Source organism: Lederbergia citrea, assembly GCF_018343525.1.
GTDB classification, from domain to species: Bacteria; Bacillota; Bacilli; order Bacillales; family Bacillaceae_C; genus Lederbergia; species Lederbergia citrea.
In genome coordinates this window covers 1,103,541-1,117,577 of the sequence record NZ_JAGYPH010000002.1, presented here as the reverse complement: position 1 = coordinate 1,117,577, position 14,037 = coordinate 1,103,541, and the positions used below count along the sequence as shown (strand labels likewise).

General features: G+C 38.6%; 15 protein-coding genes. 3 read left to right on the top strand and 12 right to left on the bottom strand.

What is annotated here, in order from left to right:
* Positions 1-19: 19 nt before the first annotated feature.
* From KHA88_RS14410 to KHA88_RS14395, 4 genes are all read right to left on the bottom strand, one after another.
* Positions 20-1,138 (bottom strand): Ger(x)C family spore germination protein, encoded by a 1,119-nt coding sequence (locus KHA88_RS14410; RefSeq protein WP_213122269.1) that lies wholly within the window; start codon positions 1,136-1,138, stop codon positions 20-22.
* Positions 1,135-2,229 carry a GerAB/ArcD/ProY family transporter gene (locus tag KHA88_RS14405; protein WP_213122268.1) on the bottom strand — a complete coding sequence of 365 codons (1,095 nt, stop codon included), beginning with the start codon at positions 2,227-2,229 and terminating at the stop codon, positions 1,135-1,137. The genes KHA88_RS14410 and KHA88_RS14405 overlap by 4 nt, the downstream gene beginning before the upstream one ends.
* Entirely contained in the window at positions 2,219-3,691 is a 1,473-nt protein-coding gene (locus KHA88_RS14400; protein ID WP_249313128.1) for a spore germination protein, read from the bottom strand. The genes KHA88_RS14405 and KHA88_RS14400 overlap by 11 nt, the downstream gene beginning before the upstream one ends.
* A 179-nt stretch (positions 3,692-3,870) precedes the next feature.
* A complete protein-coding gene (locus KHA88_RS14395) occupies positions 3,871-4,236 on the bottom strand; it encodes a DUF2188 domain-containing protein (protein WP_213097937.1) in 366 nt (121 codons plus the stop codon).
* Between the two features lie 178 nt (positions 4,237-4,414).
* Between KHA88_RS14395 and KHA88_RS14390 the strand changes: the two genes are divergently transcribed.
* Positions 4,415-4,996 carry a DUF7010 family protein gene (locus tag KHA88_RS14390; RefSeq protein ID WP_213097938.1) on the top strand — a complete coding sequence of 194 codons (582 nt, stop codon included), beginning with the start codon at positions 4,415-4,417 and terminating at the stop codon, positions 4,994-4,996.
* Between the two features lie 57 nt (positions 4,997-5,053).
* On the opposite strand, the gene KHA88_RS14385 is transcribed toward KHA88_RS14390, so the two are convergent.
* From KHA88_RS14385 to KHA88_RS14370, 4 genes are all read right to left on the bottom strand, one after another.
* Positions 5,054-5,443 carry a hotdog fold thioesterase gene (locus tag KHA88_RS14385; protein ID WP_213097939.1) on the bottom strand — a complete coding sequence of 130 codons (390 nt, stop codon included), beginning with the start codon at positions 5,441-5,443 and terminating at the stop codon, positions 5,054-5,056.
* Positions 5,444-5,544: 101 nt separating this feature from the next.
* Entirely contained in the window at positions 5,545-5,787 is a 243-nt protein-coding gene (locus KHA88_RS14380; protein ID WP_430413659.1) for a hypothetical protein, read from the bottom strand.
* 87 nt (positions 5,788-5,874) lie between these two features.
* A complete protein-coding gene (locus tag KHA88_RS14375; RefSeq protein ID WP_213097940.1) occupies positions 5,875-7,191 on the bottom strand; it encodes a Na+/H+ antiporter family protein in 1,317 nt (438 codons plus the stop codon).
* Positions 7,192-7,424: 233 nt separating this feature from the next.
* Positions 7,425-8,930 (bottom strand): leucyl aminopeptidase, encoded by a 1,506-nt coding sequence (locus KHA88_RS14370; RefSeq protein ID WP_213122267.1) that lies wholly within the window; start codon positions 8,928-8,930, stop codon positions 7,425-7,427.
* Between the two features lie 151 nt (positions 8,931-9,081).
* Between KHA88_RS14370 and KHA88_RS14365 the strand changes: the two genes are divergently transcribed.
* Positions 9,082-9,573 (top strand): divergent PAP2 family protein, encoded by a 492-nt coding sequence (locus KHA88_RS14365; protein ID WP_213097942.1) that lies wholly within the window; start codon positions 9,082-9,084, stop codon positions 9,571-9,573.
* A 41-nt stretch (positions 9,574-9,614) separates the two neighbouring features.
* On the opposite strand, the gene KHA88_RS14360 is transcribed toward KHA88_RS14365, so the two are convergent.
* From KHA88_RS14360 to KHA88_RS14345, 4 genes are all read right to left on the bottom strand, one after another.
* On the bottom strand, positions 9,615-10,316 hold the full coding sequence (locus KHA88_RS14360) for a 3D domain-containing protein (RefSeq protein ID WP_213097943.1): 702 nt from the start codon (positions 10,314-10,316) through the stop codon (positions 9,615-9,617).
* A 104-nt stretch (positions 10,317-10,420) separates the two neighbouring features.
* Positions 10,421-10,744: a YuiB family protein gene (locus KHA88_RS14355; protein WP_213097944.1), complete on the bottom strand. Its 324-nt coding sequence runs from the start codon at positions 10,742-10,744 to the stop codon at positions 10,421-10,423.
* A 99-nt stretch (positions 10,745-10,843) separates the two neighbouring features.
* Complete coding sequence (locus KHA88_RS14350; RefSeq protein WP_213097945.1) at positions 10,844-11,326, bottom strand: NUDIX domain-containing protein; 483 nt, start codon at positions 11,324-11,326, stop codon at positions 10,844-10,846.
* A gap of 105 nt (positions 11,327-11,431) precedes the next feature.
* The gene (locus tag KHA88_RS14345; protein WP_213097946.1) at positions 11,432-12,649 is read right to left on the bottom strand and encodes an NAD(P)/FAD-dependent oxidoreductase; all 1,218 of its coding nucleotides are present in this window, start codon (positions 12,647-12,649) and stop codon (positions 11,432-11,434) included.
* Between the two features lie 328 nt (positions 12,650-12,977).
* On the opposite strand from KHA88_RS14345, the gene KHA88_RS14340 reads away from it, so the two are divergent.
* A complete protein-coding gene (locus tag KHA88_RS14340; RefSeq protein ID WP_430413658.1) occupies positions 12,978-14,006 on the top strand; it encodes an NAD(P)/FAD-dependent oxidoreductase in 1,029 nt (342 codons plus the stop codon).
* The last annotated feature ends 31 nt before the right edge of the window (positions 14,007-14,037 follow it).

The following is a 14,037-nucleotide window of genomic DNA, read 5'->3' as shown; positions in this document are numbered from 1 at the left end:
TGAGGGCTGCCATTCTTTTTTAATTGGTAATTCCATGATTGATGATTGCCGATTTAAACTGAATTTCTATCGGTATTTCTGGATAAACCTTTTCCCAATCAAGTACTTTCCAAGTTTGATTATGGTATGCTTTTACTCTTTCACCTATCCCTAAAGCGTCACAATTAGCCCCTTGCATTTTATTTATGGTCGTTGCTGCCAATTTATTTAATTCACGCTGTATTTTTTTATTGAGTTTTTCAATCTCTTTTTTTTCATACAATTGATCGGTTGCATACTCCGTAATTCCCAGCGTTACATCTAAATGGATGTTAGCTGCTATTTCCCCCTTATTTTCGTTAACTTCCAATTTCCTTTTAATTTTGAGGATATCTACATTCACATAATTTTTATCATGGTTCTTTTTATCATTATTAACCTTTATTGTTAAGGATAAATTTTTCTTTTTTTGATCAGCTAAGATTATGTACATGGTCGATTCTTTTATTCCTAACTTACCTGTCAGTTTATCATCACTAAACATAGCCAGCCCTTCCACATCTGCACGGTTTTCTTCAGTCATCACCTTCAAATAAGGAACCATAAAATCTTTTCCTTCAGATAAAATAAGGGAACCAACAGCTCGAACATTATGGTTTCTTGAAATTCCACCTTGCTCAGCACTTCTTAGCAACTCAGAATAATAATCAGTAATAAGAGGTGTATCTTCAGGTTGAAGAGAAAGAGCATCGAACGCTTCACCCTTTACAACAGCTACTCGAGCGTTTAATGGACCTCTCAAAGTTCGATATGTTGTATCCAGGGCTGAATAGATTCCCCCTTTAGCTAGCTCCTCACCAAAAATAAAAATATCGCTTTTTGAGGCATCAAACTTTTCAGCGATTCTTTTGTCCATTCTGACATTTGCATCTCTTGCCGTTTGTCCAATGACAGAAACAACGATACTTTTTTCCGGGAATGCCTCTTTCTGTCCTGTTGTAATGGGATAGGTGACAGTGTGTTTAATTCTCCCGTCGGTTAATTTGTCGTATCCACCACTTAATATTAAACTATGGTCTTTTAATAATCGTTGATCCCAACAACCCGTTAACAGAAATACAAAAATAATTAACCATTGTAAAGGAAGTCGTGAATTCATTGGCTGTCAGCTCCTCTTTTCTTAGTAAAAATAAGCGAAATGAGAAGAAGACAAATTGGGATAATAATAACGAATATTATCCCTAACTGAGAAATTATTTTAGCAATTGACGCTATCTCGAATTTCCCTTTGAAAATTACTGAAATAAGAAAACATGCAGTTGCGGATACAAATACGAATTTCTTCGTTTCTTTAGCATTCATGACAAAGGTGAGACCGGATGAAGCACAGTATAGAATATTCATAAATGTGGTGGCGACTAAAACAATCCACATCGATGTAAATAATAAATCCGGCCGTTCGATAATTTTAAAAGAAATCGATTTTATTGAATAAAAGATCGGATCAGGAGTTAATTTCATTTCCTTTTGGCTGAATAGAAGTAAACTGATGAGTACTAGAAAGGTATAAAATAAGGTTACAAACAAGTTTGCAATCGACGCAGCTTTTAGTATTCCACCTCTTGATGATTGAATAAAAGGAAAGATAATCATTAAAATTTCAAAACCTAGGAACGAATAAAAAGCTGGTTTTATCCCTTGAATAATGGATGAAAAACCACTGCTCCCGATGGGAAGAATATTTGTAAAATTAGCATTCTTTAGTGCAAAAGCAGATAAAGCCAGGAACACAATTAGCACAACCGAAGCAAGAACGAAAAATCTCGCCATGATACGCAAATCTTCTTTCACGGTATAAATTCCCACTAAAGCCATAAGAAGAAGGAGAATCCAAGTAGGTGTTAAAGGCAACATCCAGATTTGAAGAATATACCCATATGTAGCGAGTGCTGTGCTTCCGAGCAATATAAAATAAATACAATAAAATAGCGCAGCAATTTTCCCTAAAAATTTTCCTAGTAATATTTGAAGAACCTCAAAAAAATTACGAGATGGAAAACGGTTCATTAATATCCACATTAATACGATGATTCCTTGGACGATTAGACCGGCTAGTAAAACAGATATCCAACTATCTCCTTTCGCATACCTAGAAATCTCGTATGGTAAGGAGATAACACCTACTCCAATTTGAGCTTGTATAATCACAAATGCAAGTTGAAATTTAGTGATTTCCTTTTTATTTCTCATTTCTTTCCCATCCTCTTGATGCCTTTTGTTTAAGAAGCTTCTGTGGTCGCATCTCCCTTGGACGTTTGTCTTGCATCCAAATTGGAAAACGAATAAACGTATCCTTTAATTCTTTAAAGTGTAAAGGAGCTAAAGGCGCCAAATATGGAGAACCAAAAGATTCTAATTTACATAAATGAATAAGGATAAACATTAAACCAAAAACGATACCGACAAAGCCAAGAGTAGCTGCAAGAATCATAAGAGGATAGGTCAATAATCGAATCGTATTACTCATCTCATAAGATGGGATGGTAAAAGAAGCAATAGCCATTACAGCGATAATAATGACCATAAAGTTGGAGATTAACCCTGCGTTGACTACTGCATCGCCAATAATTAATCCCCCAACTATACCAATCGTTTGTCCAATTGGAGTAGGAAGTCTTATACCTGCTTCACGTATCAATTCGATGGTTATACCCATAATTAATGCTTCAAAAAAAGGCGGAAAAGGAACGTTCTCTATTGATGCTTTTACAATCGGAATCAAATCACTCGGGATAATCTCAAAATGATAACCGACAATAGCGATGTATAAAGATGGCAAGATAATTGCTCCTAAGAAACTCAAGAATCTCAAGAGGCGAAAAAATGATCCTGCATATATTCTGCTATTATAATCATCGGGTGATTGAAAAAAAGCAAATAACGTAGCCGGAAATATAGATACATCTGAGCTCCCATCCGTAATTAACGCGATTCTCCCCTCCATTAAGTTCGCCTCAACCCGGCCTGGCCTTTCCGTATATAATATTTGTTGAAACGGAGAAAACGGGCTATCTTCTATAAATTCCTCTATATATCCGGGACTAAAAGTCATATCTGATGAAATATACTCTAATCTTCTTTGAACTTCCTTAACTACTGATTCGTTAGCAATTTCGTTCATATATAAGACAGCTATCTTAGTATTGCTCTCCCAACCTAATTCATAATATTGAATCTTAAGTTGGCGGTTTCGTATCCGTTTTCGTATGAGGTTTAAATTTACGTCGAGACTTTCAACGAACCCCTCATGTGACCCTCGAACAACCTTTTCATTATCAGGTTCATCAGGAGAACGTGTAATTGATTTAACTGTGTTAATTAGAAATAATTCGCTCCGCTTTTCTAAAATAAGCACACTTGATCCATTTATGATTGCCCTAACCGCTTCATTAAGGGTGTCCGCCTTAATTAGCTCTGAAGTAGTAATTAAATCTTCGATATTTTGGTTTAATGATGATTTTGCAATTGGTAGTAATATACTATTTTGTATTTTTTCCGAATCTGTCATCGTTTCCAAGAAAAAGATTAACCCACGCTTTTTATTAAAGGTAATTTCCCTTTTTTTTAAGTCGCCTGAATTGTAAAAAGCTTCTTCGATATATGATTGATTCTCTTCAATTGTTGAATAAACTTTTTGTTCTTCAGATTTCATGTTGGTTATTTGTCTTTGCTTAACCTTTTTAAAACCGTGCATGATTTTCTCAACCCATCGCTTTTTTGAATTTATTAACAGTATTTACATAAATATTGGTACTATACGTAAAGAGGGTAGCGCTAATAGCGCTACCCTCAGACAGGAATGCCGTCCCGTTCAAACGAGCCATCTTCCTTTTATTCATACAATCTTTGTGATATATCTCCATCCTTATTATGAATAACAAGGATTCCGTCATGATCATTTACATAATCTTTAGCCTCTTCAAGGAGTGCTTCCTTCGTATCTTCTCTTAAAATTGCCCTTTTCCCATCTTTTTTCTTTAGCACCCAATCATTATGGTCCGCCGTTATGTGATATTCTGGTCGGTCATAATCATCACCCTCATAATATTTTCTCGCTTGAGCTATCCCGATTGAAATCGCCCGTCCTTCATCCTTATTGTCTTCGAGAAGTGCATTTGCAATTTCAATTGCCTTTTCACGGATATCTACAGGAAGATTTTTCATTGAATCAGGGAAATCATTTTTTGACCAAGGCATTTTATTCTCCACTCCTCTTTTCTTTACTCGTATTATTCTTCCAATTCCCGTTCATAGATAACGTAAAACAAGGGCGATGAAATATGGAAACACATTTTGTTTTTTCTTTTGGTGTTCCAAATTTTTGATTATTATGATAAATTCATTAGTAATATAAAAAGTATGTGGGGGTGTGAATTTGAATTATAAAAATATGACTTTGGATGAGTTAAAAGCCGATTTGATTGTAGAAGCTAAGAAGGGCTATCCTTTTTTTCTTTCCGGGGCTTTATATTGGTTAGTGATGGGTATTCTAGGGCTGATCATGGGCGTTGATCAGCAATTAGCATTGGTTTTTCTACTTGGTACGGGGAGCATCTTTCCACTGGCGATATTAATTGGCAACATGCTGAAGGTCAATATTCTAAGTAAAAATCCGCTAGGAGTTTTAGGAGGGATTATCGGTGGAATTCAATGTTTCTACTTGCCAGTCTGGATTGTCATCTACATGGAACACTATGAATTGATTCCTATGGTCATCGGTGTTCTAGGCGCCTCGCATTTTCTGCCATATCTTTGGATTTATCAAAGTAAAATATATTTATTTCTTACCATTATAATGGCTGGAATTTCCTTTGTTTTCGGTTATATTTTTATTGATCAAGCATTTTTACTCGTTCCTTTCTCATTGGCACTACTCTATCTCATTACAGTTATTGGATTAAAGTTTGAAACAAAAGCTTTTGTTTCACTTCATGATAATAAAGATAGCGTGATGTGAAATAAAAGAAATAGTGCACCTTTAGCTAACTTAATATGCTGAAGGTGCACTATTTCTTTATAGTCGATTTTTCGGAACAATTGCCATCGTACATCTCGAAACACATATGAGCTGATCTTCTTCATCCTTGATTTTAATATCCCAAACCATTGTAGTTTTTCCTCGATGAAGCACTTCCGCAACAGCCGTTACGACTCCCTCTTTCTTCGCCCGGATATGATTTGCATTGATTTCTAACCCGAAGCATATTTCTTTTTCCAAATCTATCATCACTGAGGCGCCGATACTTGCCACCGTTTCTGCTAGTGCTACAGAAGCACCGCCGTGCAAATACCCGAGAGGCTGCCTCGTCTGCTCATTCACCGGCATCGTAGCGATGACCTTGCCTTTTCCAACTTCAATAAATTCCATTCCTAATGCTTCTATTAGTGAATTTTTGTAATCCATAAACCTCACTCCGTTTCCATTAGTAATTATATTCCACGTTCATTAGTTAAGTCCTGCAAAATATGAAAAGCTCTCCGTGAGAAAATCGGAGAGCTTTTATATTAATAGTTATAAGGCGCACCATAGCCATATCCGTACGGCACTGGTGGTATACCTCCATATGGTGGATAATACGGTGCGGGTACTGGGTATGGATATGGACGAGGACGAAGAAAAGCAGTTGCTAGGCCTGCGCCAATTCCTCCACCAATCAGACCTCCGAAAAATCCACCAACCAGCGGTGCTCCGAAAAGTGGTAAGAATCGTTGATTATATGGATCTGGGCCGCGATAATGATACATCATCTGTTACCTCCTTTATCTTTGAGCTAAAAGCCCTCTTTATCTATTTATGCGACAAAGGAGGAGATGGCATGGGCATATAAGTAGTTTCTATAGAATCATCGCAGCAATCCAGCCAAATATGACGAGCGGAATATTATAATGCAAAAATGTTGGTACACATGAATCCCAAATGTGGTTATGCTGACCATCTGCATTTAAACCGGCTGTCGGTCCAAGCGTACTGTCGGAAGCAGGTGAACCTGCATCACCAAGGGCAGCTGCGGTTCCAACAAGGCTAATGGTTGCCAATGGACTGAACCCAAGCTCAAGCGCCAACGGAACGAAAATCGTAGCGATAATCGGAATGGTGGAAAAGGACGAGCCAATTCCCATCGTCACAAGTAATCCAACTATCAACATTAGCAACGCACCTACTGATTTATTATCTCCAATTAAATTTGCTGAGCTTTTTACAAGACTCTCCACATCTCCTGTTTGCGCCAATACTTCAGCAAACCCGGAAGCTGCAATCATTACAAATCCGATAAATGCCATCATTTGCATTCCCTGTGTCAACAGAGAATCAGCTTCGTTCCACTTAACCGAACCACTCAAATATAAAACAACAATACCGGAAAGTGCTCCAAATATCATGGAAGAGGTGCTGATTTGCGCGACCATCGTCACGATAATTGCGAGGAAGGAAAAGATAATACCCTTCATTGTGTAGGTCGTATTGTTACCTTCTTCTTCAATAGAAGCATTCGTATACCTTCGAGGTTTGCGGTATGAAACAAAGATGGCAAAAAGTAAGCCAATAACCATGCCGCCAACAGGAATGAGCAAAGTTCCAGGTATGTCGGCTACATTTACATCAAGGCCGCTTTTCTGTATATTTTCAGCAAGTAACTGTTGGAACAGCTGACCAAATCCGACTGGAAGTAAAATATACGGAGCCGTCAATCCAAAAGTGAGTACACAGGCAATTAGGCGACGGTCAATTTGCATTTCATTCATAATATAAAGAAGTGGTGGGATTAATAATGGAATGAATGCAATATGAATAGGAATTAAATTTTGCGAAAAACATGATATTAGTAGAATAACAAAGATAATAAGTGCTTTCGATAATGCTTTTCCTCTTGAATCTTCTTTTTTACTAACTACCTTTAAAACATTGTCTACAAGCCATTTTGGTAATCCAGTGTGTGAGATTGCAACTGCAAATCCTCCTAAAAGGGCATAGCTTAAAGCAATATTGGCTCCGCCTCCGACTCCATCTGTGAAAGCGGCGACGGTATCTTTTACATCAAGTCCGCCTACAAGTCCACCCGCAAAAGCTCCTGTTATCAACGCAAAAACAACATTGACTCTAAACAGGCTAAGCAGCAGCATGACACCGACGGCAATTACTACAGCGTTCATAAATGTATCTCCTTTCAAAACTTTGCTTTAGTTTGCTAAATTGGTAGAGTGCTAAAATACATTTTTTAGCTTACACTTACTTTGTGTTGATGTCAATGATTTTTTGTCGAAAAATGCGAGTGGCTTGCAATTGCCCGTGGGTGGCTCGTATCCGACTGCGAGTGGCTTGAATAAGACCATGAGTGGCTTTTTTCTCAATAGAAAACACCTCAAGGATCTCCTTGAGGTGTTTTCTATTGTTCTCCCTGGCCGAAACGTTCTACAAACAAAGCAAGCGTGCGGACCATTACGCCTGTTGCACCTTCGGGACCTAAATCATGGCTGCTTTTTACAGTAGCTGTCCCTGCGATATCGAGATGAACCCACGGTGTATCTTCTGCAAACTCTCCGATAAAGGCGCCGCCCATGATGGCGTGTCCTTCACGCCCCGGAGAATTATTTAAATCAGCGATTTTGCTGCTGCGCACTCTCTCTTTATCTTTTGCTGTATAAGGAAGACGCCATATGAATTCCCCTGCTTCATAAGATGCCTCCAATACTTCTTCAAACAACGCTTCATTGTTCGTGAGTGCGCCGGTTTTATCTAGACCGAGTGCAATGATTACTCCACCCGTAAGTGTGGCAACATCCACTAAAAACTCCGCTCCATGCTGTTTTGCGTATGTAATTGCATCTGCGAGTACAAGTCTTCCTTCAGCATCGGTATTTAAGACTTCAATCGTTTTTCCACTAAATGATGTAATGACATCATCCGGCTTGAAAGCCTCGCCACTCACCATATTATCGGTCGCTGGAATAACTGCGACAACATTTTGTTCCGGTCGAAGCTTCCCGATGATTTCCATTGCACCTAAAACTGCAGCAGCTCCGCCCATATCCATTTTCATACCGACAATGCCATCCTTAGGTTTTAATGAATAACCGCCGGTATCAAATGTCACGCCTTTTCCTACAAGACCAATGACATCCTTCCATTCGTCTTTCCCTTGATATTTAAGAACAATCATATAGGGTGGCTCTGCCGATCCTTTATTGACTGCTAGTATGGCACCCATTCCAAGCTTTTCCATTTCAGCCTTTTCCAAAATTTCAATTTCAAAATTATACGACTGTGCTAATTTCTTTGCATATTCGGCCATATCGGTAGCCGTAAGCATATTGCCTGGCGTATTGACCAAGGTACGTGCCGAATTCGTCCCTTCTCCGTGAGCAGAACCGACTTGAAGCGCTGCAGATACTTCATCACTGTCAGCATTTGTAAATACTTCAAATGACTCAATGTCGATATCCGGTTCATTTGACTTTTGTTTATAACCTGAAAATATGTAAGTCGCTAATATGTATGACTCGCTCAATGCGTGCGCAGCATCGTTTGGAGAAACTTGATCTGTAACGAATGTATCAAGCGCTGTGGACAATGTCCGAATGCGGAAATCATCCAACTTTTTACATACACGTCCAAATGCTTCACGAAGAGCGTCGAATGTCAGATCCTTTTCCCTACCCAGCCCGATAAAAACAAACCGTTTAATACCTGACTTGCCTAAACCATGAATAACGGAAATTGATTTCGACTTTGCTGATATATCTCCTGATTTAACTAGCTCCGTAAGTTCTCCGCCGAAACGGTCATCAAGCTCAAGTAACTGTCCGGTAAATTTTTCCGGCTGTTCGAACAGCCCGATTAGCATACATTCCTGATTGCTTTCAAATGGATTCGCGTTTATCACCTTAAACATTTAATACACCTCCGATTCTATTATAGCTGAAATTAAAAGCTGTTTCGAATATAGGCCGAAGAACCCTTTCTGCGTGCAATGATTTCTTTTGAAGATTTGTGGTAATATATATGGAATAGTCAATTTGCTACATGCGAGAGGATGTTACTATATGGATCTTCTACTTAATTTCCCGCTTTGGGCTGCGTTTTCCGCTATTTTCTTTGCTCAATTAATTAAAGTCCCCATTCACTACTTAGTGACAAGGAAAACTGATTGGTCACTACTTACCTCGACTGGGGGAATGCCAAGTTCCCACTCTGCCGCCGTAACTGCTTTAGCCACTGCAGTTGCCCTAGATACAGGGCTCGGTTCTACACCTTTTGCAATCACGGCCATCTTTGCGATGATCGTCATGTATGATGCAAAAGGAATCCGTAGACAGGCTGGAGAACAAGCTGCCGTTCTTAACAGGCTTTCAGCCGATTTTCAGAAGATGCTTGAAGAAACAAAAGTTTGGCGAAATAAATCCCAAACGCAGAAAGAGAAAGAAATCATTAATCTGAAAGAACTGCTTGGACACAAGCCAATCGAAGTTTTTTTTGGCGGACTGACTGGGATCATCTGGGCATTAGTTCTCGACTATATGATCAACATCCCTTAATAATGAAAAAAGAAGCAGCTTCAGTATCTGCTTCTTTTTCATTATTTTTGCTCGCCATTTTGTTTTAATAAATTTTGCCGAAAAACTTGCATTGTTTGATTTTCTTTTAATGCTGTGAAATCCTCTTCGGTTAATTTTCCATTTCCTTTTTGAATAATGTATACTTCAACCGTTTTCTTTCCCCATTCATTATAAACATCATCAACCGTTTCGAAAAATAGATCTATAATATTTCCCTTAATTGCTGAACCTGTATCTGCCACTACCCCATAACCATAGCCTGGAATGAAAAGTACTGTTCCAAGCGGAAACACTTTAGGATCTGCAGCAATTGTTGAGAATAGATCCCTTTTTACTTTTACTCCTGAATAAGTCAGGCCATACAAGGGATGGCCAGGATTTTTTCCTGTTGATTCAATTCCGGCAGTATACCCGGTGGCGACTACCTTTTTACTAGGATATTCTGACCAATTCTTATCATCCTTGGAAGCTTTCTTTTCCACATTCGCACTTAAATTGATGCGATATGTATTAGTATCTACTGCACGGTACATAGATTTTAGTATTATTTTGAATTGTTTCTCTGCATTTTTCGGAAAGATGCTACCATCTGCTCTAGTAGTTGTCTGTGATGCCAATGTTTTAGCACTTATTCCTGTTATTGACTCAAATGTTGAGAGCAATGCACCAATTAATAAAAATACCATTAAAAACCTTCTGCCCAACTTTTGAACGTGTAACATTTATTCACTCCTCTCAAAGTATTGTTTCCCATCTTTGAGAGGAATTATTCTAAAAGTCAGTAAAAAGACTGAAAAATTAAAAGACTTTCGATTAGGAAAGTCTTTTAAAACATTCTATATCCTTTAGCGCGAAGAACTCGCATTGTTACTCCAGAGAGGATTGCACCTGCAAGCCCGCTAGCTAAAATAGTAATATCTGCTGCGGCTAATCTAGAAACACTTTTACCTAAACTAGTAAAAGATGATCCGGGATTGGTGAAGTATTCACTGAAATTTACTTTATCTATGATTAATATTGCGATAACTGGATAAATAATCGCCATAATCCATGTCATCCGCAACAGCATATTAAGTAAAAATCCAATGCCGAAAAATAAAACAAAGAACAGTAGCATCGATATTAATAGGACCGGTATGGCCATTTGCATGGATGTTTCCCCCTTGATTCTACACTATCTTTCAGTTTACTGAATGTCTTATATAGCGTCAATCAGATTTGAGCGACGATTTTATGACAATATATTTTATTAAAAAAATAATTTATAAGACGTATAGCCGAATTGATTCCCAGGATTTATGCCGTCAATCAAAGCCTTTGAATCACTGTATCCCGCCTTAATCATTTCATGAATCATTACTGAAGCTTGCTTATCGTGCAGTAACACATTCGGATCTATCCATTGTGCATCTTCAAGCTCTTCTTCTTGGACAATAATTGTTGTATTCATCGGTTCACATCGGAACACAACCATGTTATCACTTATGCTAGAATCCAAAACTCCTGTCCGAAATCCGAGCATGCCTTTAACATGGGTAGCTACTCCCGTTTCCTCAAGAATTTCTCGTTTAACCGCTTCATCAGCGGTCTCTCCCGGGGCGACAAATCCGGCTGGTAATGACCATTTCCCAAGTAGTCCCCCGTATTTCTTTTTGACAACAAGCCATCTCCCTTGTTCATCAAGTACCAGGCCGGATACCCCTAGCCACACTTTCCCGCGTTCCGTTTTCATGTGCCCCTACCTCCCTAATAATAAAAGCGCAAGCGCCTTGAAAAATTAGAAAAAGGCAGAATCACTGCAATGCAGGCTCTGCCCTTTCTATCTTATAATCATGGCTTAAAAAAAGTTGAATTTACCTTTTTTCATTGTTAGAGGTACTCCTCCAACCATGAACAATGCACGGTTATCGATCATTTTTTTCATAAATGATGCTTTCGTTCCAGTTACTTTCTTACCGAAAACAACACCGATCGCATCGTCATCGCCAAGAGAACACACTGTACCTTTATTATCAAATACGAAAGAATCCAAGTTTGTATTACCTTTTACCAATTTGGCAATATTTGATGCTGCAAGTTCACCTTGCTGCATCGCAATTTGAGCAGTCGGCGGATACGGACGATTAATCTCTTCATTAATAACGAGTGAGCAGTCACCAATGACGAATACATCAGAAAGATTTGGAGCACGCAAGTCTTTTTCGACTTTAACACGACCGCGCATATTCTCAAATTCGGATGCTTCGATGATTGGGTTACCACGTACACCTGCAGCCCATACGACAGTTTCAGCTTTAATTTCTTCTGTTTCATTTTCGCCTTTGGCAACGATAATACCTTCTGGTGTTGCTTCTTTAATGGCTGTTCCAATCATGAATTCGATACCTTTGCTCTCAAGGTGTGCCATCGCATACTTTACTAGCTCTGGGTCGAATCCAGGAAGCGCAGTTGGAGCCGCCTCAACACAGATAACTCTGACAAGCTTTTGATCAATGTCATATTCTTCGCAAAGCTCAGGAATTCTATTTCCTAGTTCTCCTAAGAACTCGATACCTGTAAAACCAGCTCCACCGACAACAATCGTTAAACGATCTGCATTCTTCTCTTCTTCTACTGCATAAGTAGCAAATTGGTATTCAATATGTTCGCGAATTTGGCGAGCAGAATTTATGTTTGAAATGGTAAATGCATATTTGTCGAGTCCGGTGATACCAAATGTTTCGGAAACTCCTCCAAGTGCCACAACCAAATAGTCATAATCAAGTTCTCCGCTATCAAGCAATACTTTTTTCGCTTGATGATCTACTTTCAAAGCAGTTGCCTGAACAAAATCAACCTTACTATTATCGATTACTTTCTTAATATCGTAACGTACACGATCATGATGAAGCGTTCCGGCAGAAGCTTCATGTAGCCATGTAGTTTCATAGTGATAGTCGTTTTTATTCACTAAAACGATATCAGCTTCGTTATTTCCAAGCTGTTTTTGTAACCGAGTAACTGTAATGAGTCCTCCGTATCCTGCGCCTAATACAACAATTTTTGGCCTTTTCATAGTAAACACTGCCACCTTTGCTTCATAATATGTGAGGTTGTACGAGAAATGCTAAATAAAAATTTATAATAAGTACATGTGATGCACTTCACGTACAGTGATAAAAAACTAGAAAAATGTCATAAATTATTAACATATGTCTCTTCTACATTATATGCTTTTATTCTTCTTTTTCAAGCGGTTTCACGGAAAAAGGAAACTTAAGAAGATTCTGAACCATTCTTCAAGAAATACCATCCTTATTAAATAACCCAGGGTTCTTATTTCATAAGATAAAATAAGATTGCAAATTATGTAAGATTGTATTGTATATGATATGATGTGAAGGATGAATTTTCAAGTATTACGGGAGGGATTTTCTTTGAAAGAAGATCAAAATATATATGATATTACCATTATTGGAGGAGGGCCAGCTGGGCTATTCACTGCTTTTTATGGAGGAATGAGGAACGCAAGCGTTAAGATTATTGAAAGTCTCCCACAGCTTGGTGGCCAGCTTGCAACCCTTTATCCTGAAAAATATATATATGATGTTGCCGGTTTTCCGAAAGTAAAAGCCATGGACCTTGTTAATAATTTAAAAGAACAGATGGCGATGTTTTCTCCCACTGTTTGTCTTGGACAAGCTATTACAAATGTCGAAAAATTAGAAGATGGCAGCTTTAAGCTTGTTTCTGATCAGGAAATTCACTATTCTAAAACGATCATTATTACTGCAGGCATCGGTGCGTTCCAGCCTCGTCGTCTTGAACTTGATGAGGCCGGTAAATATGAGGGTGTGAATCTCCACTATTTTATCGATGATATGAACAAATTCGCAGGACAAAAAGTGGCCATTCTTGGCGGCGGTGATTCTGCTGTCGACTGGGCGCTTATGCTTGAGCCGATTGCGGAAAATGTCACACTTATTCATCGTAGGGATAAATTTCGTGCACACGAAAGCAGTGTTGAACAATTAAAAAATTCGCGAGTAGAGATTAAAACTCCTTTTACGGCTTGCGATCTTGTATGTGATGACGAAGCTATTCGTGAATTAGTTCTTCAGGAGGTTAAGGGTGAAACGAAAGAATCAGTAGAACTCGATTCTCTCATCGTCAATTATGGGTTTGTTTCTTCGCTTGGGCCAATTAAAGATTGGGGACTGGAAATAGAAAAGAACTCAATCGTTGTGAATAGTCGAATGGAAACGAACATACCTGGTATTTATGCAGCCGGCGATGTTACGACATATGAAGGAAAAGTAAAGTTAATCGCTACTGGATTTGGTGAAGCTCCAACTGCAGTTAGCAATGCCAAAGCATATTTGGATCCAAAAGCACGGCTGCAGCCAATGCACAGTACTTCTTTATTTGAATAAGAAAAAGCCAGCGTTAAGATTGCGCTGGCTT

Coding starts and splice junctions, on each gene's coding strand:
- KHA88_RS14410 (WP_213122269.1), bottom strand. CDS start 1,138: ATGAATTCACGACTTCCTTTACAATGGTTAATTATTTTTGTATTTCTG.
- KHA88_RS14405 (WP_213122268.1), bottom strand. CDS start 2,229: ATGAGAAATAAAAAGGAAATCACTAAATTTCAACTTGCATTTGTGATT.
- KHA88_RS14400 (WP_249313128.1), bottom strand. CDS start 3,691: ATGAAATCTGAAGAACAAAAAGTTTATTCAACAATTGAAGAGAATCAA.
- KHA88_RS14395 (WP_213097937.1), bottom strand. CDS start 4,236: ATGCCTTGGTCAAAAAATGATTTCCCTGATTCAATGAAAAATCTTCCT.
- KHA88_RS14385 (WP_213097939.1), bottom strand. CDS start 5,443: ATGGATTACAAAAATTCACTAATAGAAGCATTAGGAATGGAATTTATT.
- KHA88_RS14380 (WP_430413659.1), bottom strand. CDS start 5,787: ATGATGTATCATTATCGCGGCCCAGATCCATATAATCAACGATTCTTA.
- KHA88_RS14375 (WP_213097940.1), bottom strand. CDS start 7,191: ATGAACGCTGTAGTAATTGCCGTCGGTGTCATGCTGCTGCTTAGCCTG.
- KHA88_RS14370 (WP_213122267.1), bottom strand. CDS start 8,930: ATGTTTAAGGTGATAAACGCGAATCCATTTGAAAGCAATCAGGAATGT.
- KHA88_RS14365 (WP_213097942.1), top strand. CDS start 9,082: ATGGATCTTCTACTTAATTTCCCGCTTTGGGCTGCGTTTTCCGCTATT.
- KHA88_RS14360 (WP_213097943.1), bottom strand. CDS start 10,316: ATGTTACACGTTCAAAAGTTGGGCAGAAGGTTTTTAATGGTATTTTTA.
- KHA88_RS14355 (WP_213097944.1), bottom strand. CDS start 10,744: ATGCAAATGGCCATACCGGTCCTATTAATATCGATGCTACTGTTCTTT.
- KHA88_RS14350 (WP_213097945.1), bottom strand. CDS start 11,326: ATGAAAACGGAACGCGGGAAAGTGTGGCTAGGGGTATCCGGCCTGGTA.
- KHA88_RS14345 (WP_213097946.1), bottom strand. CDS start 12,649: ATGAAAAGGCCAAAAATTGTTGTATTAGGCGCAGGATACGGAGGACTC.
- KHA88_RS14340 (WP_430413658.1), top strand. CDS start 12,978: ATGAATTTTCAAGTATTACGGGAGGGATTTTCTTTGAAAGAAGATCAA.